This window comes from Dyella flava, assembly GCF_016904955.1.
Taxonomy (GTDB): Bacteria; Pseudomonadota; Gammaproteobacteria; order Xanthomonadales; family Rhodanobacteraceae; genus Dyella_B; species Dyella_B flava.
In genome coordinates, this window is sequence record NZ_JADIKE010000038.1 from 184,324 (window position 1) to 208,492 (window position 24,169).

Annotated in this window: 20 protein-coding genes; 12 read left to right on the forward strand and 8 right to left on the reverse strand. The window is 62.1% G+C overall.

The features are described 5' to 3' along the window. Positions 1 to 465 precede the first annotated feature (465 nt). Genes ISP19_RS16540 through ISP19_RS16550 form a run of 3 tightly spaced genes read right to left on the reverse strand, consistent with a single transcriptional unit; the run spans position 466 to position 2,314 of the window. Positions 466 to 1,023 carry a YceI family protein gene (locus ISP19_RS16540; RefSeq protein WP_204683522.1) on the reverse strand — a complete coding sequence of 186 codons (558 nt, stop codon included), beginning with the start codon at positions 1,021 to 1,023 and terminating at the stop codon, positions 466 to 468. Further along, positions 1,020 to 1,601, reverse strand: coding sequence for a cytochrome b (locus tag ISP19_RS16545; RefSeq protein WP_204683523.1), 582 nt, complete (start codon positions 1,599 to 1,601; stop codon positions 1,020 to 1,022). The genes ISP19_RS16540 and ISP19_RS16545 overlap by 4 nt, the downstream gene beginning before the upstream one ends. Further along, the gene (locus ISP19_RS16550) at positions 1,598 to 2,314 is read right to left on the reverse strand and encodes a YceI family protein (protein WP_338082390.1); all 717 of its coding nucleotides are present in this window, start codon (positions 2,312 to 2,314) and stop codon (positions 1,598 to 1,600) included. The genes ISP19_RS16545 and ISP19_RS16550 overlap by 4 nt, the downstream gene beginning before the upstream one ends. A gap of 97 nt (positions 2,315 to 2,411) precedes the next feature. On the opposite strand from ISP19_RS16550, the gene ISP19_RS16555 reads away from it, so the two are divergent. After that, positions 2,412 to 6,032 carry a hybrid sensor histidine kinase/response regulator gene (locus tag ISP19_RS16555; protein ID WP_284384724.1) on the forward strand — a complete coding sequence of 1,207 codons (3,621 nt, stop codon included), beginning with the start codon at positions 2,412 to 2,414 and terminating at the stop codon, positions 6,030 to 6,032. A gap of 59 nt (positions 6,033 to 6,091) precedes the next feature. Here the strand turns inward: ISP19_RS16555 and ISP19_RS16560 are convergent, their stop codons facing one another. Both ISP19_RS16560 and ISP19_RS16565 read right to left on the reverse strand, forming a co-directional pair. Continuing rightward, positions 6,092 to 6,514, reverse strand: coding sequence for a DNA polymerase III subunit chi (locus ISP19_RS16560; RefSeq protein ID WP_204683524.1), 423 nt, complete (start codon positions 6,512 to 6,514; stop codon positions 6,092 to 6,094). An 80-nt stretch (positions 6,515 to 6,594) separates the two neighbouring features. Beyond that, on the reverse strand, positions 6,595 to 8,085 hold the full coding sequence (locus ISP19_RS16565; protein ID WP_204683850.1) for a leucyl aminopeptidase: 1,491 nt from the start codon (positions 8,083 to 8,085) through the stop codon (positions 6,595 to 6,597). 98 nt (positions 8,086 to 8,183) lie between these two features. Here ISP19_RS16565 and lptF point away from each other — a divergent pair, with 98 nt between their 5' ends. The 4 genes from lptF to ltaE all read left to right on the forward strand — a co-directional run bounded on the left by lptF (position 8,184) and on the right by ltaE (position 11,938). Then, positions 8,184 to 9,287 carry an LPS export ABC transporter permease LptF gene (lptF, locus tag ISP19_RS16570; RefSeq protein WP_204683525.1) on the forward strand — a complete coding sequence of 368 codons (1,104 nt, stop codon included), beginning with the start codon at positions 8,184 to 8,186 and terminating at the stop codon, positions 9,285 to 9,287. Continuing rightward, positions 9,287 to 10,390: an LPS export ABC transporter permease LptG gene (gene lptG / locus ISP19_RS16575; RefSeq protein ID WP_204683526.1), complete on the forward strand. Its 1,104-nt coding sequence runs from the start codon at positions 9,287 to 9,289 to the stop codon at positions 10,388 to 10,390. The genes lptF and lptG overlap by 1 nt, the downstream gene beginning before the upstream one ends. 10 nt (positions 10,391 to 10,400) lie before the next feature. Next, positions 10,401 to 10,856: a putative toxin-antitoxin system toxin component, PIN family gene (locus ISP19_RS16580; protein WP_204683527.1), complete on the forward strand. Its 456-nt coding sequence runs from the start codon at positions 10,401 to 10,403 to the stop codon at positions 10,854 to 10,856. Positions 10,857 to 10,921: 65 nt separating this feature from the next. Beyond that, the gene (ltaE, locus tag ISP19_RS16585) at positions 10,922 to 11,938 is read left to right on the forward strand and encodes a low-specificity L-threonine aldolase (protein WP_204683528.1); all 1,017 of its coding nucleotides are present in this window, start codon (positions 10,922 to 10,924) and stop codon (positions 11,936 to 11,938) included. A 73-nt stretch (positions 11,939 to 12,011) separates the two neighbouring features. On the opposite strand, the gene ISP19_RS16590 is transcribed toward ltaE, so the two are convergent. Together ISP19_RS16590 and ISP19_RS16595 are read right to left on the reverse strand one after the other, a co-directional pair. Then, the gene (locus ISP19_RS16590; protein WP_204683529.1) at positions 12,012 to 13,280 is read right to left on the reverse strand and encodes a polyhydroxyalkanoate depolymerase; all 1,269 of its coding nucleotides are present in this window, start codon (positions 13,278 to 13,280) and stop codon (positions 12,012 to 12,014) included. Positions 13,281 to 13,448: 168 nt separating this feature from the next. Further along, positions 13,449 to 13,949 (reverse strand): RDD family protein, encoded by a 501-nt coding sequence (locus tag ISP19_RS16595; protein WP_239556883.1) that lies wholly within the window; start codon positions 13,947 to 13,949, stop codon positions 13,449 to 13,451. A gap of 44 nt (positions 13,950 to 13,993) precedes the next feature. On the opposite strand from ISP19_RS16595, the gene xerD reads away from it, so the two are divergent. The 7 genes from xerD to ISP19_RS16630 all read left to right on the forward strand — a co-directional run bounded on the left by xerD (position 13,994) and on the right by ISP19_RS16630 (position 23,471). Further along, positions 13,994 to 14,935 carry a site-specific tyrosine recombinase XerD gene (xerD, locus tag ISP19_RS16600; RefSeq protein ID WP_239556884.1) on the forward strand — a complete coding sequence of 314 codons (942 nt, stop codon included), beginning with the start codon at positions 13,994 to 13,996 and terminating at the stop codon, positions 14,933 to 14,935. 119 nt (positions 14,936 to 15,054) lie between these two features. Next, positions 15,055 to 15,840 carry a thioredoxin fold domain-containing protein gene (locus tag ISP19_RS16605; RefSeq protein WP_204683531.1) on the forward strand — a complete coding sequence of 262 codons (786 nt, stop codon included), beginning with the start codon at positions 15,055 to 15,057 and terminating at the stop codon, positions 15,838 to 15,840. Positions 15,841 to 15,938: 98 nt separating this feature from the next. Beyond that, a complete protein-coding gene (locus ISP19_RS16610; protein ID WP_204683532.1) occupies positions 15,939 to 16,802 on the forward strand; it encodes a DNA ligase in 864 nt (287 codons plus the stop codon). Between the two features lie 165 nt (positions 16,803 to 16,967). Beyond that, positions 16,968 to 20,828: a phosphoribosylformylglycinamidine synthase gene (gene purL / locus ISP19_RS16615; RefSeq protein ID WP_204683533.1), complete on the forward strand. Its 3,861-nt coding sequence runs from the start codon at positions 16,968 to 16,970 to the stop codon at positions 20,826 to 20,828. Then, on the forward strand, positions 20,786 to 21,571 hold the full coding sequence (locus ISP19_RS16620; RefSeq protein WP_204683534.1) for a hypothetical protein: 786 nt from the start codon (positions 20,786 to 20,788) through the stop codon (positions 21,569 to 21,571). The genes purL and ISP19_RS16620 overlap by 43 nt, the downstream gene beginning before the upstream one ends. Positions 21,572 to 21,693: 122 nt before the next feature. Then, positions 21,694 to 22,566: a glycosyltransferase family 2 protein gene (locus ISP19_RS16625; RefSeq protein ID WP_204683535.1), complete on the forward strand. Its 873-nt coding sequence runs from the start codon at positions 21,694 to 21,696 to the stop codon at positions 22,564 to 22,566. Then, positions 22,563 to 23,471, forward strand: a complete 909-nt coding sequence (locus tag ISP19_RS16630; protein WP_204683536.1) for a DMT family transporter — start codon at positions 22,563 to 22,565, stop codon at positions 23,469 to 23,471. The genes ISP19_RS16625 and ISP19_RS16630 overlap by 4 nt, the downstream gene beginning before the upstream one ends. Before the next feature lie 118 nt (positions 23,472 to 23,589). Here ISP19_RS16630 and ISP19_RS16635 read toward each other — a convergent pair whose 3' ends face one another. Continuing rightward, a complete protein-coding gene (locus tag ISP19_RS16635; protein ID WP_204683537.1) occupies positions 23,590 to 24,093 on the reverse strand; it encodes a DUF2127 domain-containing protein in 504 nt (167 codons plus the stop codon). Positions 24,094 to 24,169: the final 76 nt, after the last annotated feature.

Genomic DNA, 24,169 nt, shown 5'->3' on the forward strand with positions numbered 1-24,169 from the left:
GCGATCCGCGCTACTTCAGTCACGTCGGGCGTGTCGTGTTCATCACTGGCGATGGGCACGCCCGACCTATTCAAGATCGCATAAGTACGACGCGGGTGGGGCGAAAGGGCGCGAAATTTTTGGCGACGGGAAATTTGTCGCAATTGCGACGCTTTGGCTCCCTCTCCCCTCCGGGCGACGCAAAGCTAGTCCCTGTGGGAGAGAGGGTTGGGGTGAGGGGCCGGGCTTGCCTCTAACCTCAGCGGCAACGTTATGTTTTTTGATTCGCTCACGCTGCGCATCAACTTCTTCGCAAGAGTGACCCCTCACCCCAGCCCTCTCTCCCACAGGGACTAGCTTTGCGTCGCCCGGAGGGGAGAGGGGGAAAAGCGTGTGAAGGTTTGTCGCGAGGCTGGCCCCTCACCTCGATCCTCTCTCCCACAGGGACTAGCTTTGCGTCGCCCGGAGGGGAGAGGAGGAAAAGCTTTACTTCGCCGCAAGCACCAAGTGCGCCGTCACCTTTACATCCGCACCAATCACCGACGTGTCCTTGTACTGCCCGCCGCCAACGCCGAAATCGAGCCGGTTCACCGAGCCGCTGACGTCCAGCGTTGCACCATTGCCTTGCGGCTTGAAGGTGACATTCAAGCTCACCGGCTTGGTGACGCCGCGCAGTGTCAGCGTGCCATCGGCCATCACCTGGTTGCCCTGCTGATGGAAACCGGTGGTGACGAAATGCGCCTGCGGGAATTTGGCCACATCGAAGAAGTCCGGCCCGGGCAGGGCGCCGTCGCGGTCGCTGTCACCGGTCTTGGCGCTGGACAGGTCGACCGTGACATCGAACTTGGAGGTGGCGAGCTTGGCAGCGTCGTAGCTGATCGCGGCCGTCCATTTGTTGAACTGGCCGTCGAAGTTGCTGCCCTGGAAGCTGCTGGTGAAGCCCAGTGTGCTGCCCGCTTGCACGGTGTAGTCAGCGGCGCTGGCGACGCACGGCGCGGCCAGTGCGAGCAGCAACGCAAATGAACGATGGGTAAGGCGATTCATGGCGTTTCTCCTGAGGGGGCTTTGCTTGAACGCACGCGGCCGAATGGCAGCATGCGGCGCAATACGTTGTCCTGATCTAACACATGATGCTTCAGTGCGGCGCCCACATGGCCGATCAGCACCAGCAGCAACAGATAGAACAGGTATTCGTGCACGGCGTGTGCGGTATGCGCCAACTCTTGGTTCTTACCGGCCAGCGCGGGCAGGTTGAACAACTTGAACCATTGCAGCGGATAACCGTGCAGCGAGTTGTAGAGCCATCCGCTCAACGGCAACGCGAGGATGAAGCCGTAGAGCAGGATATGCGTGGCGTGCGCGACGATGCGCTGCCAGCGTGGCGCCGGTTCGTCCGGCGGTGCGCGATCGAACAGGCGCCAGGCCACGCGCAAGGCGAACAACGCCAGGATAGTCAGCCCGATCGATTTATGCAGCGCGTAAATGTTGATCTTGCTCATCGACGGCGACATGTCGGTCATCAGCAAGCCCCACACGCCATTGCCCAGAATGCCCAAGGCCACGATCCAATGGAAGAACTTGGCAACCGATCCCCATTGCCGGTGGTTACTGCGCAGACTCATGGGTGCTCCTTGTCGTTGGTCGAGTTCTGACTGTCGCGGATGCCTTCCAGTTCCAGCCAGACCGCTACATCGTGGCCGATCGCATTCGGAAATCCGTTGATGCCGAAGGCGGTGCGATCGAGCGAAGCCGTGGCGGAAAATCCTGCGATGGTATGCAGGCCATAGATGGTCTTGCCGACGCGATTCACGCGAAAAGAAATATCCAGCGGCCGGCTGATGCCATGCAGGTTCAGTACGCCATGCAGCACGCCATGTGTGGCGTCCTTGCGCTCCACGGACGTGCTGGTGAAGTGCGCGGTGGGATAGGTTTTGCAATCGAGCAACGCGGGTTTGCAAACCGCGTCGTTCCAGGCGGCATCGCCCATGTCGACGCGGGTCATGTCGATATCCAGTTCCGTGGCGGAGCGGGACCAGTCATCCGGATCGAAGCGCAGCCAGCCGCTGGCGATGTGCAATCGGCCCAGCGGACGCGAAAAGCCATCGTGATCGATGCTGAAAACGATCTGGCTGTGCACCGGGTCATAGCGATAGCTATCGGCCGCGGCGTGGGTCAGGGCCGGTGCCATGGCCAATCCGATACATAGCGTCAGGGATGCGTAAGCAGGCCGGTAAGTCATGGCGGGAGTCTGGCGGAAACGCCACAGGCCTGCCAGCGCAGCGGCAAGAACAGATTGTTGCCGTGCCGACGACAGCTGCCCGCCTACGTCTGTCATCGAAAAGACATGCGATTAAGCGCTGGATTTGGCATGATCCCCTTGGTGTGGGGTGCGTGAAGGGACCGCCCTGCGTGACGCGCCTGAGGGGGCCTTAGTGTCGGTTTTCGTGTTCGGGCTGGCCTTCCTGCTGGGAGCTTCCATGCCCAGCGGCTCCACATCGACGGCGGCCCCGCCGTCTACGCCCGTTCCCTCGGCAGCGATCCACGCGCCGGACGCGGCACCGCTGCCCACGCCCCAGTTTCGTCGCTACAGCATGGACGATGGCCTGCCCAGCACCAGCGTCTACGCGATCGCGCAAGATCATGATGGCGCCATGTGGTTTGGCACCAAGAGCGGTATCGCCCGCTTCGATGGCGTGCACTTCCAAGTGTTCCGACATATCGAAAACGATCCCGACTCGCTCTTCAACAACAACATCTCGACCTTGCTCGTCGATCGTCAGGGCATGGTCTGGGCCGGTGGTCTGGATGGCGGCCTGAGCCGCTATGACCCTGCCACCGGAAAATTCAGTCACTGGGGCCACGATCCCGGCAATCCGAATAGCCTGATCAGCGATCGCGTCTGGGTGATTGCGCAAACGCCCGATGGCGTGATTTGGGTCGGTACCAGTGATGGGCTCGATCGCATGCTGCCCGACGGACACAGCTTCGAGCACATCAGCAATCCGCTGCTTGGCCTTTATCCGCGGGATATGGGCACTGTCGACGCGCTGTATGCCGATCCCAAAGGCCGGCTCTGGGTGGGTACTGAGCGTGGTGTGTTCCGCCGCGATACGGACGGGCAATTCGTTTCGATCAAGCCGCTCGACCCGGATCAGTCGATGGATGCCTGGCGCATCGATGGCGAAGGCGACGAGGTGCGCATTTCCACCGAACGTGGTTTGTTGGTGGTGGGTGCCGACGATCAGGCGCGCTTGTTTGGCGCGCCGGTGATTCCGCATGAACTCAACGTCATGACCAGTACGCGTGATGCCGCCGGCCATTTGTGGATCGGCACGCAGCGCGGCATGTACCTGCAAGTGCGTCCCGATGGTCCGATTACGGCGGTGATGGATCAGCCGCTGCTGTTCGGCAATCTGCCGGGCAGCTGGGTGTGGCAGACCTTTGTGGATCGCGAAGGCGGATTATGGGTGGCGATGCTCGATGGCGGCGTGGCCTATCTTGCGCCGCGCTGGAACAGCTTCAGCCGATTCACCCACGTTCCCGATGATCCGGACAGCTTGCGCGATTCGCAGGCGACCACCATGGCACGCGGACGCGATGGCCGGCATATCTGGGTCGGCGAACGCGATGGACGCATCGATCGCCTCGATCCGATCACGGGCAGCGTGGAACACATCCTCAGCGGCCTGCACGGCAGCGTGCTCGGCATGACCGAAGACGGCCGTCAACGGCTGTGGATCGCCGTGCAAGGTGCGCTGTATCGCTACGACTACGTGCACAACCGGCTCGATCAGGTCGATCCGCAAATGACCAAGCTCAACCGTCCGCTGGAGGTGGAGCCGGGACCGGACGGCAATATGTACGCGCGCACCTTTGGTTACGGTTTGTTCCGGGTTGATCCGGACACGCTGGCCGTGACCGAAGTGGCGATGGACAAGCCGAACGAAAAGGTGATGTGGGGCAGCGAAATGATGCTCTACAAAGGCGCCTTCTGGTACGCCAGCGACGGCGGCTTGATGTGGCTCGACCAGGCGCATGATCGCTTCGTGATGGTGCCGGGCGTGCCCACCAATCAGCCGATCAACGCTTTCGACTTCGATCGCACCGGCATCTGGCTGGTCACCGAGGACGGCCTCACCCATTACCACCGCCAAGGGCCCGGGCTGGTGCTCGATCGCACGGTGGCAGCGTCCGAGGGTTGGCCGTCATTGCAGGCGGTCGATCTGGACGTCGACTGTTTTGGACGCTTGTGGATTTTCAGCGTCGATGGCTTGTGGCGTTTCGATCCGGCGCACGACAGCTTTCATCAGCTTGGCTTGCAAGATGGGCTCGCCAATGGCGAATTCAGCCGCGGCTACGCCTTGCTGCCTAACGGTAATCTCTACGCCGCTACGATGGGCGGCGTCGTCGGCTTCAATCCGGACAAGCAGGATGTGACGCCGGTTACTCCGGTACTTTCGGTCACCCAGGTCACGGTGATGCGCAAGGGTGTGCTGCAAAGCCTGCCGTTGAGCCCGCAGCCGATCAAGGTGGGCTGGCATGACAGCCAGTTGCATGTGCAGGCGCGGCTGTTCTCATACATCAATCCGGGCGCCAATCATTACCGTTTCCGCCTCGATGGTTTCGATGGCGAATGGGTCGATCACGACAACCATGGCGAGCGTGAATTCACCGGCCTGGGCAGCGGTGACTACACACTGGAGATCATGGCGCACGGTGCGGATGGCGGTTGGGTGCATCTGGATTCGCCTCTGCGCATCCATGTGCAATCACCACCGTGGCTGCGCTGGTGGGCCTGGCTGCTGTATGCCTGCCTGATCGCGGCCTTGGCATGTCTTTCACTGCTGGCGTGGCGCCGTCGTCTTGCGCATCGTCATCGCATCCAGCTGGCGGAGCAGCGGCATCAGATTGCCGAGCAGGCGAGTGCGGCGAAGAGCCAGTTCCTGGCTACGCTAAGTCACGAGATCCGTACGCCGATGACCGGTGTGATCGGCATGGCGGAGTTGCTGCTGAGCACGCCGCTGAATGAAACGCAGCGCGAATATGCCGAATCCATGCAGCGCTCAAGCAATGTGCTGCTGAAATTGTTGAACGATGCGTTGGACATGGCGCGCATCGAAGCGGGCAGGCTGGTGCTGGAACCCGCGCCGTTCGATGTGCGTGCATTGGTGCAGGATGTGGAGCGACTGCAAAAGAATGCCGCCAAGGCCAAGGGTCTGGCGTTCGATGTGCAAGTCGATGATGGCGTTCCGGCTTCGCTGATCGGCGATCCGTTGCGCATCCGCCAGGTGCTGTTCAACCTGGCTAATAACGCGGTGAAGTTCACTGTGCATGGTCGTGTTTCCATCCAGGTCCGCTGGCTGGATGATCATTTGTGGCTGGATGTCAGTGACACCGGTCCTGGCATCTCCGAACACAGCCGCGTTCGCATGTTCCGTCGTTTCGAGCAGGACGAAGGTCCGCAGCGCAGCGTCGGGAGCGGCCTGGGCTTGGCCATCTGCAGCGAACTGGTCAACCTGATGGGCGGCAATCTGAGCCTGGAATCAGCGCTCGGGAAGGGCAGTACCTTCCGCGTGTGTCTGCCGTTGCGGGTATCGCAGGAAGCCGTGCGTGCCAACTCGGACAAGCCCGAGTCATCGGAGAAGCGCGCGCTGGATGTGCTGCTGGTGGAAAGCGATGCCACGGTGGCCAGCGCCATTCGTGGCATGCTGGAGCATCAGGGGCATCGCGTGCGTTGTGCCAGTCATGGATTGAACGCGCTGGCCGAGTTGGCGCAGGAATCCTGTGATGTAATCCTGCTCGATCTGGAATTGCCCGGTATCGATGGATTCCAGCTCGCGCAGTTGATACGCCAGGGCGAAGGCGATGGAGATCGCATGCCGATCATTGCCATAAGCAGTCGCACGCACGCAGAAGAAGCCGCGCGCGGCCATCAGGCGGGCATCGATGGTTTTCTGCACAAGCCGCTAACGGGCGGGCAGCTTTCCTCGGCATTGTCGGCAGCCTTGTCCGTGCGCGCTGCCATCAAGTCGGAAGCGGACTCGGCGTGTTGACGCTGGTGATCGACTCTCTTGCCTAGCGCGCTCGCGAGGTGTGCCTGAAGGCACACGAACTACATGTCGAACTTGCTGACATCAAATCCAAGCCGCTGATATTCGCGCCAGCGCACCCGTGATCCATCGCGTTCGGCCGGATCGGCGGCAACCACTTCCAGCACGCGCTCGCCATAGCTCTGCGGGCATTGCTCGCGAAGGTTGATCGTCAGCGTACGCGTCGGCGTATCGACGCCAGGTGGAACGATCAGCACGGCGGTGTGGGCGTCGTCGTCGTCACCGGCCAGTTGATGCGGAATAAAGGCATCTTCGTCGAATGACCACAGCAGATCATCCAGGGCTTCGGCTTGTGCGAAATCGCGGGTGAGGATCAGCGTGGGCTGCTGTGTGGCAAAAGCCTTGCGCGCCAGTTCGCAAACCAGCAACAGAGGTTGCTCGCTGAAACGTGGCTTGGCGATCAGGTAGAAGTCGGCGCGAGGCATTTTCTAGGAGAGAGGAGTTAGGAGTGAGGAGTGAGAGAGGAGCTTGACTGCGGTGAGTGGCTCCTCTCACCTCTCGTTGCTTACTTCTCGATGCGGTCAATCAGCCATTGGGCGAGCAGTGGTACCGGGCGGCCGGTGGCGAGGCCCTTGCGGCCTTCGTCCCAGGCGGTGCCGGCGATGTCCAGATGCGCCCAGCGCTGGCCTTCGGTGAAGCGCGACAGGAAGCAGCCTGCGGTGATGGCGCCAGCGTTCTTGCCGCCGATGTTGGCGACGTCGGCGAAGCCGGATTCCAGTTGGATCTGATAGTCATCCCACAGCGGCAGGCGCCAGGCGCGGTCGAGGGTATGTTCGCCAGCGCTGAGCAGTTCTTCGGCGAGATCGTCGTGCTTGCTCATCAGGCCGCTGGCGTATTTGCCCAGGGCGATCACGCACGCGCCGGTCAGCGTGGCGGCGTCGATCAATGCCTTCGGCTGGAAGGTCTGTGCGGTATAGGTGAGGGCGTCACACAGGATCAGGCGGCCTTCGGCATCGGTGTTGAGCACTTCGATGGTGATGCCGGACAGGCTGGTGAGTACGTCGCTCGGGCGATAAGCGTCGCCGTCGGGCATGTTTTCCACCGCCGGCACCACGCACACCAGGTTGAGCTTCAGGCCCATCTTCACGGCAGACACGAATGCGCCAAGCACGCCCGCGGCGCCACCCATGTCGAATTTCATTTCTTCCATGCCCGGGCCGGGCTTGAGGCTGATGCCGCCGGTATCGAAGGTGATGCCTTTGCCGACAAAGGCATAGGGCTTTTCGTCCGCAGCGCCACCCTTGTATTCGAGCACGATCAGCTTGGGCTTGTTGGCCGAACCACGGCCGACTGCCAACAGGGAGCCGAAGCCGAGCCGGTCCATGTCTTCGTGATCGAGCACCTTGCAGCTGACCGTATCGTGCGCTTCGGCAAACGTCACGGCCTGCTCGGCAATGTAGGCCGGGTTGCAGATGTTGGGCGGCAGGTTGGCCAGCTCGCGGGCAAAGCGCACGCCTTCGGCGATGGCCGCCGCCTGCTCGATACCGGCCTGGGCCTCGTCGTTGCCGGCGAAGCTGATGCCTGCGAGCTCCGGCTGGCCGTTCTTGTCGCGGGGCTTCACCGTCGCGGTATAGCGGTAGGTGGCATGGTCGGCGGCCAGGGCGGCGGTACGCACGCGCCAGGCGGCATCGCGGCCGGGGACGTCCACCTCGGCAAGGTAGGATACGGCGCTGTCGATCGGCAGGCGCGCCATCGCACGGGCCGCTTCGAGGTTCACCTTCTGGAAGCGGGCCGCATCGAAGGTTTTCTGGGAACCCAGGCCCACCACCAGCACGCGCTTGGCCTTGACGCCCTCGGCCGCGAACAGCACGGTGGTGCTGGCCGCTTTGCCGTTGATGTCGCCGCTTTCCACCTGGCGCTTGATCGCGCCACCGGCGGCACTGTCCACGCGCGCTGCCGCGCTGGTCAGCAGGCCGTTTTCGTACACGCCGACCACCACGCAAGGGGAATCGACGGTTTCGGGGGCGGCGGAGCCAAGACTGAATTGGAGCGTCATCATCAAGTTCCTGCGGGAGGCCGGCGCGCGTTGAACCGGCTAGACTAAAGGTTTGCCTCTCCACGGCTGGAGGGGCATGGAACCCACGATTCTATCGCATGCTGAGCATCCTAGACCGATACTTCCTACGTGAGCTTGGCCAAACCGTTGGCGCCACTGTCATTGTGCTGCTGGTGATCATGGCTGGCACCTCTTTTGCGCACGTGCTGGAACAGGTCGCCAAAGGCAGCTTTCCGGCCAGCGTAATGTTCCAGGTGCTGGGCCTGAACATGGTGGACAGCCTCTCCACCATGCTGCCGCTGGCCGGCTTCCTGGGCGTGCTGCAATCGTTTGGTCGCATGTACCGCGAAAGCGAGATGCACGTGCTGGCCTCCTCGGGCATGGGCATGGCCGGGCTGCTGCGTCCGACCTCGATCGTTGCGGCGGTCATGATTGTCGCGGTGAGCACGGTGTCGCTGTGGCTGGGGCCGCTGGCTTCAAAGACCTCGGATGACCTGGTTGCCGCGGCCAACCGATCCATCATCGCCGCGGGCCTCGACGCCGGCCGCTTTACCGAACTGCCGGGCAAGGGCGGCATCATCCTGGTCGACTACCTGAGCCGCGACGGACAAGTGCTGGGCAATACCTTCATCGCGCAGGAGCGCGTCAACAAGGACGGCAGCCTGACCATGAAGATGGCCACCGGCAAAAACGGCCACCTGTATTCCAACAGCGATTCCAGCGATCGCTATCTGGCCCTCAATACCGGCTGGCAGTACGAAATTCCACTGGGCGCCGATAACTGGCGCCGCATGAAATACGTGCGCAATGACAGCGCGCTGTCCGCCATTCAGTCCGACGACGAGGCTGATCCGATCCATAACCTGGACATGAGCGATCTGATAAAGAACACCACGCCGGACGGGCGCGCCGAGTTAGCCTGGCGCACCGTGGTGCCGATGATGACGCTCGCGCTGCTGATGCTGGCGATGCCGCTGTCGCGGCAGACCCCGCGTGAACCGCGTTATGGACGCATGTTGATCGCGGTGCTCGGTTTCTTTCTGTATTACAACTTGCTGGCACTGTGCCGCGGCCAATTGGCCAAGGGCCACTGGCATCATGCCTGGCCGATGTGGTTGCTTAGCGTCGCGCTGTTCATGATTGCGGCGTCGGCTTTCCGCAACCATTACATCGCGCGCAAGCCGCGCAAGGCGAGTGCCTGATGGCGGCTGTACGTATCAAACGCGTGGATTGGCTGATCGGCGTGACCGTGCTCGGTTCAATGATGCTGGTCTGGCTGGTGCTGATCGGCCTGGACGCGATGATGCAGTTCGTGCGCCAGCTCGGCTACATCGGCCGTAACGGCTACACGTTGAGCAATGCGATCTTCTACGTGGTGGTGACGATTCCGCGCCGCATGTACGAGATGTTTACCTTCGCGTCGCTGATCGGGGGTCTGCTTGGCCTCGGCGGCCTGGCATCGACCGGCGAACTGACGGCCTTGCGCGCGGCCGGCATGTCGCGCCTGCGGATTGCGGTGTCGGCGGTCGGCGTCGTGGCGTTGCTGGTGGCCGGCGTGGTGGTGATGGGCGAAACCGTCGGCCCCTGGGGCGACCAGCAGGCGCAGAACCTGGAGTTGCTCCTGCGCTCCAACGGCAATATGGGCATGACCAACAGTGGTTTGTGGGCGCGCGACGGTGATCGCATCATCAATGCGAAGAACAGTGCCTTGCGCAATGCCGGCGATCACTCGTACGTACAGCTGAGCGACGTGCGCGTTTTCACGCTGACGCCCGATGGCCAGCAGTTGAGCCGCTTCGATCAGGCGAACACCGCCGAACAGGTGGGCAGGGAATGGGTGCTGGACAATGTGCGCAGCACCACGCTGGACGACAACGGCGTGCACAGTCATACCGCGACCAGCGAGCGCTGGGATTCCAAGCTCGACCCGGAAGTGCTGCAGCAGTCGCTGGTACAGCCGCAGTACCTGGCCATGCGCGACCTGGAACACATCATCGACTACAAGAAGAAAAACGGCGAAAACACCCGGCCCTATGAAATTCCGCTGTGGAGCCGCGTGATGTATCCGTTCAACGTGCTCGTGCTGGTGTTGTGCTCGATGCCGTTCGCCTTCGGCGCCTTGCGTTCCGGCGGCCTGGGCAAGCGCATCTTCATGGGCATGATCCTGGCGATCAGCTGGTACTTCGTGCAGAAGGCGATCGTGAGCTTCGGTACCGTGTACGGCATTCCGCCATTGCTGGCGAATATTCTGCCGGCCATATTGCTGGCAGGTGTCGGCTGGTACTACTTCCGTAATCACGCCTGATACGGGCGGCATGATGTCGCCGGTGCCGCCGCGGTTTGTTCCGGACACGAACGTCTGCCTGGATCTGTTCGTGTTCGACGACCCGCAGTGCGCTTCACTGCTGCATGCCCTGCGTGATGGTGATATCGAACTGATCACGCGTGCCGATTGCCGCGACGAATGGCGAGCGGTATTGAGCTATCCGCAGCTGAAGCTGAGCGAGCAGCGTCGTGCACAGGCAAGCGAACGCTTTGAGAACTACGTTCGCTGCGTGACGTTGGATACGCCGGAACCGGGTCGCATGGCCTTGCCACGCTGCCGTGATCCGGACGATCAGAAATTCCTTGAATTGGCATACCAATCCGCTGCGGTGGCCTTGCTGACCCGCGACGACGCGCTGCTGCGGCTGGCCCGCCGTACGAAGCGCGAGGGACTTTTTGTCATCCTGCCGCCCGCGTTATGGCGAGAGGCGCTAAGCGGGCCATAAACGCTTGCCGATTGCCGCGGTGCTCGGCAAAGTGGCCTATCTTTGTGTAGCGAGAGAGGTGTGCCATGGGTTGGGTCGACTTGCGCAGTGACACGGTAACCAAGCCGACGTCCGCCATGCGTGCGGCGATGCTTGATGCAGACGTGGGCGACGACGTCTATGGTGAAGATCCCACGGTCAATGCCTTGCAGCAGCGTCTTGCGGCAGATCTCGGTTTCGAGGCTGGGTTGTTTGTTCCCTCCGGAACCCAGTCGAATCTGCTTGCATTGATGTCCCATTGCGAGCGCGGCGACGAATACATCGTTGGTGCGGATGCGCACACTTACAAATTCGAGGGTGGTGGCGCGGCGGTGCTGGGTTCGATTCAGCCGCAGCCGATTGCGCACGATGTGGATGGCTCCCTGCCGTTGGATAAGGTAGCCGCAGCCATCAAGCCGATCGATCCGCATTTTGCGCGCACGCGCTTGCTGGCGCTGGAAAACACCTGGCACGGACGCGTGTTGCCGATGGATTACCTGCGTGCCGCACGCGATTTCACGCGTGAGCGTGGACTTGCGCTGCACCTGGATGGCGCCCGGCTTTACAACGCGGCCGTTGCCGGCGGCGTGCCGGCGCGCGAGATCGCTCATCATTTCGACAGCGTCTCGATCTGCCTCTCCAAAGGACTGGGCGCACCAGTCGGCTCCGTGCTGGTGGGTTCTTCAGCCTTGATCGACAAGGCACGGCGCTGGCGCAAGGTGGCGGGTGGCGGTTGGCGCCAGGCTGGCATGTTGGCGGCGGCGTGTCTTTATGCGCTGGATCATCATGTCGCGCGGCTGGCGGAGGATCATGCGCGTGCGGCGCGGCTGGCCGAAGGCCTGCGCGATATTTCCGGCGTGAAACTGCTTGGCTTGCACACCAACATGGTGTTCGTCGATGTGCCACAGGCGCGCTTGCGCGAACTGGATGCGCATCTGCGTGCCGCTTCGGTGCGAATCAGTATTGGCTATTTGCCGACGCTGCGGCTGGTGACGCATCTGGATGTTGATGATGCCGGCGTGGAACGCGTGATTGATGCGTTCAGGACATTCTTCGCCGCTTAGCGTTGCTGCACGCTTGTTCCCTCTCCCCAAAGGGGAGAGGGAGTGAGTGCTTGGCTGAAAACTGCACTTGAAATCAGGCCTGCTTGGCCACCAACGCCACATCCGAGCGCCGAATAAAATCGCGCACCTGCGGATACACCACCTCGCGCCAGCGGCGACCGCTAAAGATGCCGTAGTGACCAGCACCCTCAATCACCTTATGCGCACGGCGCGTTGACGGAATGCCGGTGCACAGATCGTGCGCCGCTTCCGTCTGGCCGATACCGGAGATATCGTCCAGTTCGCCTTCAATGGTCAGCAGGCTGGTGCGCTTGATCGCGGCCGGATTTACCCGCTCGCCATTTACGTCCCATAGACCGCGCGGCAGCAGGAACTGCTGGAACACGGCGTTGATCGTGTCGAGGTAATACTCGGCGGGCATGTCCAGCACGGCGTTGTATTCGTCGTAGAACTTGCGGTGTGCCTGCGCATCGTCCAGATCGCCGCGCAACAGATTGAGATAGAAATCCCAGTGCGAGTTGAAGTGGCGGTTCGGATTCATGGCAATGAACCCGGCGTGCTGCAGAAAGCCGGGATAGACCTCGCGGCCATGGCCCGGATAGTTGGTCGGCACGGTGTGGATCACGTTGCCCTTGAACCAGCTCAGCGGTTGCGTCATAGCCAGGTTGTTGACCTGGGTCGGGCTGCGGCGCGGATCGATCGGGCCGCCCATCATGGTCATGCTGCGTGGCGTGACTTCACCGCGCGATGCCATCAGCGAGATCGCCGCCAGCACCGGCACGGTGGGCTGACACACCGAGATCACGTGCAGCGATTCTGCGCCGATGTGGCGGATGAATTGCTCGATGGTCGCGACGTAATCGTCCAGATGGAACGGACCGGCCGCGGCCGGGATCATGCGCGCATCGATCCAGTCGGTGATGTACACCTTATGGTCGATCAGCAGCGTACGCACCGTGTCGCGCAGCAGCGTGGCGTGATGGCCCGACAGTGGCGCCACCACCAATACCACCGGCTCGTTCTTCATCTTCTCGATGGTTGCCGGGTCGTCGCTGAAGCGCTTGAAGCGGCGGAGCTGGCAGAACGGGGTTTCCAGATCCACGCGCTCGACGATGGCGATCTGGTTGCCCTGGGGATTGGTGATGCTGTGGATGTCGAACGAGGGTTTCTCGTAGTCCTTGCCCAGGCGGTAGATCAGCTCATAGCCGGCTGCCGCGCGCTGAGCGCCCGGTAGCTGGGCCAGCGGACTGCTGGGATCGGTAAGCATGCGGGCGCTGGCTTCGGCGTAGTAACTGAGCGGGCCGAGGAAGGCGCGTTGCCATTCGTGAATTTGATAAAGCATGGCGGCAGACCGGGGGTTCTTCTAAAGCTGCATGATAGCTCGTTATGAGCCCGAATTGCTGCGCTGCGACAGATTGTTGATGTCTTTCAAATCAAAGACTTGTAAATCAACGACTTGCTAATTCGGGATCGTCCTAAGTGTTATTAGACGCCAGAAGCCCGCGAATATTTATAGGACTAGCCGGATTTCTGTCCCCGCCGCAAGGTCATGCAGGGCACGGCGACGTGGGGCAAACAGGGCCGTCGCAAACCAGGCCACCCAACCGCCGGCGACCGCCCAGAGCGCCGTCTTCAGGCCGAGCGCCGGCGCCAGCAGCAGGAGCAGCAAGGGCAGGGCAGCGACCAGCACGCGGACCAGGGCCTGCCGGGCGGAGATCCGCCCGCCGTCGCCGGCAGTGACCCGAATGCGCCAGGGCCGCATGCCCAGGGTCTGGCCGCCGCGCAGCCACGACACTACGAAATAGGCTGCCACCACCACGGCTTGTAGCGGCTGGTACCACCAGGCGATATGCACCTGTGAGCCGGTAGTAATCAACTGGCCACGGGTGGCCAGTTGGCAAAGCAAGCCCACCACCATCACGATCGCGAGCGTCGCGACCAGGTCATAGACCAGGGCGATCAGCCGCCGCCACAGTGGGCAAATCACATCCATCGTCGTCGCTTGGGTCATCGGATAGCTTGCAAGGCGCCTGCGCAATGCCCAGCATCGTGCGCATGAAAGCAAGCACCCGTAAAGAGCAAGTCAGTCAGGAAGGCCAGGCCGGTGTCGCCGAAGCCGACGCGCAGGAGATCGCCGCCTTCGTCGAACGGGTCTGGTCCGAGGATGGTTTGGCCCAGCGCACGCTCGATGCCTATCGGCAGGACCTGGAGACGTTGGCGCGTTGGCTGGCGGCGCGCGGACGAAACCTGCGCAACGCACAGCGCGAAGATCTGTCGGCTTTTCATGGGGCGCAGCCGGTGGCGGTGCGCTCGATGGCCCGGCGCCAATCGGCCTTCCGCCGCTTTTATGCGTCGCTGGCGCGCAACGAGCCCGGTTTCGATGATCCAACCCTGCTGATCGAGCGTCCCAAAATGCCGCGCAGCCTGCCCAAGGCGCTGGCGGAACGGGAGATCGAAGCGCTGCTCGACTCCCCCGATGCAAGCACCATGCTGGGGCTGCGCGACCGGGCGATGTTCGAACTGATGTACGCCTCGGGTTTGCGCGTGTCCGAACTGGTGGAATTGCCGCTGGCCGCGTTGAATCCTCGCCAGGGTGTATTGCGGGTGACCGGCAAGGGCGGCAAGGACCGGCTGGTGCCAGTCGGCGAGGTAGCGCTGGAGCGTATTCAGGCCTACCTGGCCGAGGTACGTCCGGTGCTTGCCAAGGGCAGGCAGCCCGCCGCGCTGTTTCTGAGCAAACGCGGTGAGGGCATGACCCGCCAGATGTTCTGGACGCTGGTGAAACGCTATGCCACATCGGTCGGCATCAACGCCAAGCGCATTTCGCCGCACGTGTTGCGGCATTCCTTTGCCACCCATCTGTTGAACCACGGTGCGGATCTGCGTGCTCTGCAGATGTTGCTGGGGCACAGCGTCCTGAGCACCACGCAAATTTATACGTTGGTGGCCAAGGAAGGTCTGAAGCGTTTGCATGCCCAACATCACCCGCGTGGGTGATGGTTGTTCGCGCATGGAATTTGGTGACCGGTTGAGCAGCCCTTTACAGCCGGTATGCGATACTTCACGCCTCTAACGGCCTGTGATTTCGCACGGCGCCGGCTTGCAGTGAGGTTGTGATGTCGAAGAAGTTCTGGTTGATGCTTTGCGCTGGTGCACTGGCCATCCATGCCGGCGCCAGCATGGCCCAGGCTGCTGTTTCAACGCCGCCGCCAGCCGCCAACACACCTGAAAACACCGTGCGGCAGACGATTCTCCGGCTTGTGCCCAAGGCGCAGATCGATCAGATTACGCCCGCGCCCATGCCCGGGTTTTATCAGGTGATCGCTTCCGGCCATCTGGTTTATGTCAGTACCGATGGCAAGTATGTAATGAATGGCGACCTGATCGATGGCGTCAAAGGCGTGAGCCTGACCGACGATGCCTGGGCCAGCTATCGCAAGACGGAACTGGCCAAGGTGCCGGTCACCGACCGTATCGTATTTGCGCCGAAGAATCCGAAGTACACGGTGACAGTGTTCACTGACGTGACCTGTCCCTATTGCCGCGTGCTGCATCAGCAGATCGACGCATTCAACAAGGAAGGCATCGCGGTGCAGTACCTGGCCTGGCCGCGCAGCGGTGTGATTGGCGAGGACGGCAAGCCCACCCAGACCTACAACGAGATGGTGTCGATCTGGTGCGCTTCGGATCGCAATGAGGCGTTCACAGCCGCCAAGAAAGGACATGACCCCAAGCCGGCCACCTGCAACAACCCGGTCAAGGATCAGTTCGACCTCGGCTTGAAGCTGGGCGTGACCGGTACGCCGGCCGTCTATGCCGAGGACGGGACCCAGATCGGTGGTTACCTGTCGCCGGCCGAGATGCTGGAAGCGGTGCAGGAGCACTCTACGACGGGTGGTTGACCGATCGTTTCATCCCTGACACCTCCCCACAATGCGTTCGTGTTCGCGCCGCTGTTCAAACCAGCCGGCGCGCGCCACTCACACGCAGGGAGGTGTTTATGCGAAAGCCTTTGCGACCGGCAAGCGCGCTTTGCGTTCTGCCGCTTCTGATCGGACTCGTCGGCCATCCGGTTTACGCCGTCAGTGCTACGCCGTCGCCGGTGATGTTGGCGAACGTCTATCACCCGGGTGTTGCACTGGGCGATTACTGGGTCAGTGAAAAATACGATGGTGTGCGCGGCTATTGGGATGGCGAAAAACTGCTCAGCCGCAGCGGTGCCGTGATCCCGGCACCGGCATGGTTCACCGCAAACTGGCCCAGAACCCCGATGGATGGCGAGCTCTGGGCCGGGCGTGGCCAGTTCGAACTGGCCTCCGGCACCGTTCGCCAGCAGCCGGCCAGTGATGAGGCCTGGCGTCATATCCGCTACATGGTGTTCGATGTGCCTGGACAGCCGGGAACTTTCGATCAGCGCATCCCGGTGCTGCAACGGCAGGTAGCCAGGCTGGACCTGCCCTGGGTGCAGGCGGTGAGGCAGTTCAAGGTCGCTGACGAAGCCGAATTGAAGCGGCGGATGGATGACGTGGTGCGCGGCGGCGGTGAGGGCCTGGTCCTGCATCGCGGCGCATCGCTCTATCACGCCGGGCGCAACGGCGATCTGCTCAAGTTCAAACCCTATGACGATGCCGAGGCCAAGGTGGTGGGTTATGCGCCCGGCAAGGGCAAGTACGACGGCATGATGGGCGCGTTGCTGGTGGAAATGCCCGATGGCACACGTTTTCGTATCGGTACGGGTTTCACCGATGAGCAGCGCCGCAACCCACCACCCGTGGGCAGCCTGGTGACGTACCGCTACCAGGGCACGACAGCCGGCTGCAAGCCGCGTTTTGCGCGCTTCATGCGGACTCACGAAGAGCTTTAAAGCAAGGGTTGACGGCAGGGCATGCTTGGTCGGTGCTGCTGCCATCGGCCTGATTCGTGCCCATCGGTCTGAGGGGATGTTCCCCGAGGACATTCTCGAAGCGGGCGGTCGCAGCGCCGCTAAGGTACAATACGGCGCTCCACCGCTTAGCGCCTTTTCCCCCGCATGATCGCACTCGACGGGCAGAGCGCCCTCTCGCCTTTTCGTCTGGAACGCCTCAACGCCCGCCTGGATGCCTTGCATCGTGGCGTCAAAGTGCAGGCTTCCTGGTTTGTCTACTTCATCGACGCCGCGGCCATGCCCGAAGGCGAGCAGCATACGCAGCTGCTGGAAGCGCTGGAGGCCAAAGATGGCCGGCCCCAGCCCGCATCGCTGTGGGTGGTGCCGCGTCTGGGCACCATTTCGCCGTGGTCCAGCAAGGCTACCGATATCCTGCATGGCGCCGGTTTCAACGTGCGCCGGGTTGAGCGTGGCCTGGCTTGGCAGGTAAGCGGGCTGCCTGCTGCGGGTGATGCCGCTTACAAGGATGTGTTGGGCGTGCTGCACGACGCGATGACGCAGTCGGTGCTGGCCAGCCTCGGTCAGGCACAGGGTTTGTTCCTGGGCGGCAAGCCCGGCGACCTGGTCCATGTGGCGCTCGGTGCCGATCCGCGCACCGCGCTCGCCAAGGCGAATGCCGAACTGGGTCTGGCCCTGGCCGATGACGAGATTGAATACCTCGCCGAGCGCTACGCCGAACTGGGGCGCGATCCGACTGACGCGGAACTCTTCATGTTCGCGCAGGCCAACTCGGAGCATTGCCGCCACAAGGTCTTCAACGCGAGCTGGACGCTGGATGGCGAGGCGCAGGACAAGAGCCTGTTCGCCATGATCAAGAACACGCACCAGCATTCTCCCGCGCATACGCTGTCCGCCTACAAGGACAACGCAGCGGTGATCGAAGGCAACACCGGCAAACGTTTCGTCAGTGGCGCCGATGGCGTCTGGCGTGCCAGCGAAGAGCGCATCGATTACGCCATCAAGGTGGAAACGCATAACCATCCCACCGCGATTGCGCCGTGGCCCGGTGCCGCGACCGGTGCAGGTGGCGAAATCCGCGACGAGGGCGCGACCGGCCGCGGCGCCAAGCCGAAGGCTGGCCTGACCGGTTTTTCCGTGTCGGACCTGCGCATTCCCGGTTATCCGCAGCCGTGGGAAGTGGATCGCCCGCTGCCGCCGCGCATGGCCAGCGCTTTTGAAATCATGCGCGATGGTCCGCTCGGCTCCGCTGCGTTCAACAACGAATTCGGTCGTCCGTGTCTGGGCGGCTACTTCCGCACCTACGAACATGAAACCGGCGAAGCCGGCGTACGCCGCGGCTATGACAAACCGATCATGATCGCCGGCGGTCTCGCCAACATCCGTCGCGAACACGTGCAGAAGCGCGAGGTGCAACCCGGTCAGGCGGTGATCGTGCTGGGTGGTCCGGCCATGCTGATCGGCCTGGGTGGTGGCGCAGCGTCGTCGGTGGCTTCCGGTGCGTCGAGCGCAGAACTCGATTTTGCCTCCGTGCAGCGTGACAACGCCGAAATGGAGCGCCGCTGCCAGCAAGTGATCGATGCCTGCTGGTCGCGTGGCGATCAGAATCCGATCGTCAGCATCCACGACGTGGGCGCGGGCGGCTTGTCCAACGCCATCCCCGAACTGCTCAACGATGCCGGCGTAGGCGGCGACATCGATCTGTCGAAAGTGCCTTGTGACGATCCGTCGCTGTCACCGATGCAGGTATGGAGCAACGAATCGCAGGAACGCTATGTGCTGGCGATCGCCACGGCGGATCTGCCGGAGTTCGAGGCGTATTGCAAACGCGAGCGCTGTCCTTACGCCGTGGTCGGCCATGCCACGCAGGAGCGTGTGTTGCGCGTTACCGATCCGCGCCGTGATCTCACGGTGATCGATCTGCCGATGGATGTGTTGTTCGGCAAACCACCGCGCATGCATCGCGATGCCAAGCGCATCAAGCCACGCATCGACCTGGTGCCGGATCTCAGCGGCATCGCCATGGAAGAAGCGCTGATGCGCGTGTTGCGCCTGCCGACGGTCGGCAGCAAGAGCTTCCTGATCACCATCGGCGACCGTACCGTGGGTGGCCTTTGCGCACGCGATCCAATGGTCGGCCCGTGGCAGGTGCCGGTGGCCGATTGCGCAGTCACGCTGCTCGATTTCGACGGCTACCAGGGCGAAGCGATGGCGATGGCCGAACGCGCGCCGGTGGCCCTGCTCAATAGTGCCGATGCCGCGCGTCTGGCGGTCGGCGAAGCCATTACCAATCTCGCCGCGGCGCCGATCGACAATCTGGGTGAGATCCGTCTTTCCGCCAACTGGATGGCGGCGGTCAATCATCCGGGCGAAGACGCCGCGCTGTTCGAAGCGGTCAAGGCCGTGGGCATGGAGCTGTGTCCGGAGCTGGATATTTCCATTCCGGTAGGCAAGGACTCACTGTCCATGCAAACCGTGTGGAAGGATGGCGATACGCCGCAGCGCACGGTTGCGCCGGTGTCGCTGGTCATCACCGGTTTTGCGCGTGTCGGCGATGTGCGTCGTACGCTCACGCCGCAGTTGCGGCTTGATCGTGGCGATTCCGATCTGTGGTTGATCGATCTGGGGGCTGGTCGCGCGCGTCTTGGCGGTTCGTGCCTGACGCAGGTGTTCAATCGCGGCGGTGGCGTGCCGCCGGATCTCGACGATGCCAAGCGCCTGAAAGCGCTGTTCGACCTCGTGCAGGAAGCGAATCGCAGCGGCTTGTTGCTGGCTTATCACGACCGCTCCGACGGCGGCGTCATCGTCACGTTGCTGGAGATGGCTTTTGCCGGACACTGCGGTCTGGAAATCACCCTGGACGGCTGGGGCGAGCCCACCCTGCGCGCATTGTTCAACGAAGAACTCGGCGCAGTGCTGCAAGTGACCACGGCCAATCGCGAAGCTTTCGAAGCCTTGCTGGTGAAGCATGGCCTGGCCGGCATGACCAGCCGCATCGGCCGTCCGAAGGAAAAACTCGGCATCAAGTTGTTCCTCAGTGGCGAGACGCTGTTCAAGTGGAATTGGACGCAGTTGTTCAAAGCGTGGAACGAAACCAGCCATGCCATGCAGCGCCTGCGCGACAACCCTGCAAGCGCCGATGCGGAAATGGCCTGGCGCACCGACGATGCCGACGCCGGCATCAGTCCCAAGCTCAGCTTCGATCCGGCCGAAGACATCGCGGCGCCGTATCTGAAGCAATCCGCGCGGCCGCGCGTGGCGATCCTGCGCGAGCAGGGCGTGAACGGCCAGGTCGAGATGGCGGCGGCGTTTACCCGCGCCGGTTTCGAGGCGGTGGATGTGCACATGTCCGATCTCGCCAGCGGCCGCATCAAGCTCGGCGATTTCCGCGGCTTTGCCGCCTGCGGCGGTTTCTCGTACGGCGACGTGCTTGGCGCCGGCCGCGGCTGGGCTGCGTCGATTCTGTACAACGAGATGCTGCGTGCCGAGTTCACGGCATTCTTCGCCGATCCCAGCAAGTTCGCGCTGGGTGTGTGTAACGGTTGCCAGATGATGAGCCAGCTCAAGGACATCATCCCCGGCGCACAGCATTGGCCGAAATTCCTGCGCAACGCGTCCGAGCAGTACGAAGCGCGTCTGGCGACGGTCGAGGTGATCGACTCGCCGAGCGTGTTCTTCAGGGGCATGGGCGGCTCGCGCATTCCGGTCGTGGTGGCGCACGGCGAAGGGCGCGTGAACTTTTCGCCGTCGAGCAACCCGGTTAAATCCGGCAATGCGCTGCGTTTTGTCGACAATCGCGGCAAGCCGACCGAAAACTTCCCGCTCAACCCGAACGGTTCACCGGGAGGCATGGCTGGTTTCACCGCAGCGGATGGCCGCGTGACGATCATGATGCCGCATCCCGAGCGCGTGTTCCGCACCGCCCAGATGAGCTGGCATCCGGATACCTGGGGCGAGGATTCGCCGTGGATGCGCATATTCCGCAACGCAAGGGTGTGGTGCGGATAAACCGCACCCATCCATGGCGTGGATGGCCAGCGTGGTTGTTGGCCATCGTGTGGACGGTATTGCTCGCGTATCTACCGTGGTGGTTCGATCTGCCGTTGCTGCTGGGATTGGCCGCCACCCAGCTGTTACATCTGCCGCGCCTGCATCGCTGGAGCGAGATCGTCAGGTTGGCTCTGCGCTGGGGGCTGGCCGGTTTGCTGATCGCTACTTACCGGTCACTTGACACGCATCCCTCGACATTGACGTTGACGTTGCTGGCGGCGCTGGTTGGTTTTTCACTGCTGATGCTGTTGGAGTCCTGGCAGGATCACAAGCCACTGCGCAATGCCGCGATGGCGGCAGCCTCGCCCGAATGGCGCGACCTGGCCATGAACTCGGTGGGGCCCTCTGCAAAGCTCATCGAACTGCAGCCGCCAGTGTGGTTGCCTCTGGATGATTCCGCGGAGATCGCGTCCATGGATGTGTCGTGGATGCATGAACGGCGTTGTCGCATCGGCGAGAGCATAGTTATCGATCACGTCGAGCCAACCATCTCGGTGGCACCGGGCCAGGTCTGGTTCGCCCTGCCGATGGCGCATGGACGCGGTGTAGTGCTGTACGATCGTGTACACGATCGGTCATACCGGCTGCGCGGATGGCAGCTATATGGCTGGCATGCCAGCGAAGCCTGGCTGAGTCGAGGCGAGGATCAGCCACCCTTGGCGTTGTCCCATGTGCTGGGGCAGGATCTGCGTGAAGAGTGATGCGATGGTTAGCTGGCGACGCCGGTCTTCAGCTGGTCGTCATGCCGGGGAGTCCTCAGTCATCCATTACGAGTGAACTGAGTTTTCGTACGATCAGGAAATCTTGAAGTCCGCGCCCAATCATGCCCGCTATCGACTCATTCCAGCCGCAAGTCAGTGTCATCATCGTTTCCGCCGATAGTGGCGCGAGCCTGCGTGATTGTGTGAATAGTGTGCTCGCCTGTACTACGCCGCTTGAGCTGTTGCTGATCGACAATGCTTCGTCTGATGGCGTTCCGCAGGCAATCGCGCGAGCGCACGAAAATGATGCGCGCCTGAAGATGATCTACAACCGGGGCAATCTGGGCTTCGGTCCGGCGGTGAACCGCGCGGCGGCTCAGACGCGTGGGCAGGTTTTGCTGATCCTCAATCCTGACTGTCTGCTCCAGCAATCCGCCTTGCAGCGCTTGCTCGACGTGTTGGCAAAGGAACCGAAGGCAGGGTTGGTGGGAGCGGTGGTGTGCGATGCGCAAGGCGTTCCCGATCCGGCTTCATATCGCCGCGACCCCGTCATGCAGCGTGCGCTTGCCAGCCTGTTCAAGCGTGGCGGTGAAGGGGTGAATGTTACGGGTGAGATGCCCGATCATCTTGTCGAGGCCGAAGCTGTATCGGGCGCGGTGATGCTGATGCCGCGGCGCGTGTTCGAATGGTTGAATGGATTCGACGAAAAATACTTCCTGCATTGCGAAGATCTGGATCTGTGTCGTCGCGTGCGCGATGGCGGCTGGCGCGTGCTGCTGGCGGGCGATGTCCGTATATGGCACGGCAAAGGCGGATCGAGCCGGCATCGTCCGGTGTTTGTGAGCTATCACAAGCATCGCGGCATGTGGCGCTGGTTTCGCAAGTTCGATCCGGCCGCGCGCAAGCCGCATCTTGCTGCCGTGGTCTGGCTGGGTATCTGGGCGCATTTCGTGGTGAAGATCCCAGGCCAGTTGCGCCGGTCGATGGCTCGATGAGTACTTCCTCGCGCGTGAGCCTGCTGGCAACCCTGGGTTTGCTGGTGATGACGGCGGTATGGGGTTCCACCTTTGTATTGATCAAAGCGGTGGTCGGTCGCATGCCGGTCGCGGACTTTCTTGCGGTGCGCTTTGCCATCGCGGCGATCGCCATGTTCGCGCTGTTCCACCGCCACGTAGTGCGTCTGGAACGCCGGCAGTTATGGCGTGGGGCTCTGCTTGGCGCGGTGTACGGTTCGGGGCAATTGCTGCAGACCTGGGGGCTGGCATTGATCTCTCCCAGTGTCAGTGGTTTTGTCACCGGCATGTATGTGGTGTTTACACCGATTCTCGCCACGATCCTGCTGCGTCAGCGCACGCCACCCGTGGTATGGGTGGCAGTGACGCTTGCGACCTCGGGACTGGCCCTGCTTTCCCTCAACGGTTTTTCGGTGGACAAGGGCGTGTGGCTGACCTTGCTGTCGGCCTTGCTTTACGGCTTGCATATCGTGGGCTTGGGGCATTGGTCACGCCCCGATGAAGCCTTTGGTCTTTCCGCGGTACAGATGGTGGTTATTGCGCTCGTGTGCCTGTTGGCAACAGTGGGTCATGGCGGTCCGATGCTGCCGCCTGATGGCGATGCGTGGATCGCCACGTTGTACATGGCATTGATAGCCGGCGCCGGCGCCATGCTGATGCAAACCTGGGCACAGGCACATTTGCCCGCGGCACGCGCAGCGATTGTGATGACTACCGAACCCGTTTTCGCCGCAGGTTTTGCGGTGGCCTTGGGTGTGGATGCGCTGACCTGGCGCATGCTGGTGGGTGGCGGATTGGTGCTGGCGGCGATGTATCTGGTTGAGTTGATGCCGCGTCGAAGGGGTGCGAACGCCATGCCATCTGAATCCGTGCACCATGAAGTGTGATGTGTAGGTGTCTGCGCACACAGCTTCATGGCTTGGCTGGATTGTCGATGATTGCGACATTTCCGTGCTGATATGAAACACAACCGATGCATGGTTGGATGTGTTTATGTATTGCAGATCAGTTCCGGCGATGCGGCTGCATCGCAAGGCGGACCAGATAAACCACAATCGCCACATTCGCCAGTAGCGCAGCCACTTTCAGCAAGCTGAACTTGTGGAACACTTCGTAAATTTCGAAGGGAATCAGCGAGCCGGTGGCGATCACCGTGAACCATTCCGCCCAGTGTTTGCGCAGCCACAGGCCGGTGCCTTCGGTGGCAAAAATGGCGGCATAGGCCAGCGCTACGGCGCCGATGGCCACGAACTTGCCAGGACCCATCTGTTCCAGCAACTGCACCAACTGCCAGCGCAGGCCGTTGCTGTCGGTCAGGGATAGGTGTTCCAGCGCATGCACCAGATGATCGAAGTTCTTCTCTCGATGCAGACCGAACGCCACGATGGCCACGATGATCAGGCAGACCGTCTTGATCGCCTTGTAGATGGCGATGACGCGCAAACCCAGGCTGTGTTGAGCCTCGATCTCGGAAGTGGGCTTGGTAATGCGGCGGTCGCCTGGAGGCATAGTGATGGGACGCGGACGGCGTGGAGGAACAAGTCTAACCGGTGGGGATTACAAAGAGAGGCCATGCTTTCATAAG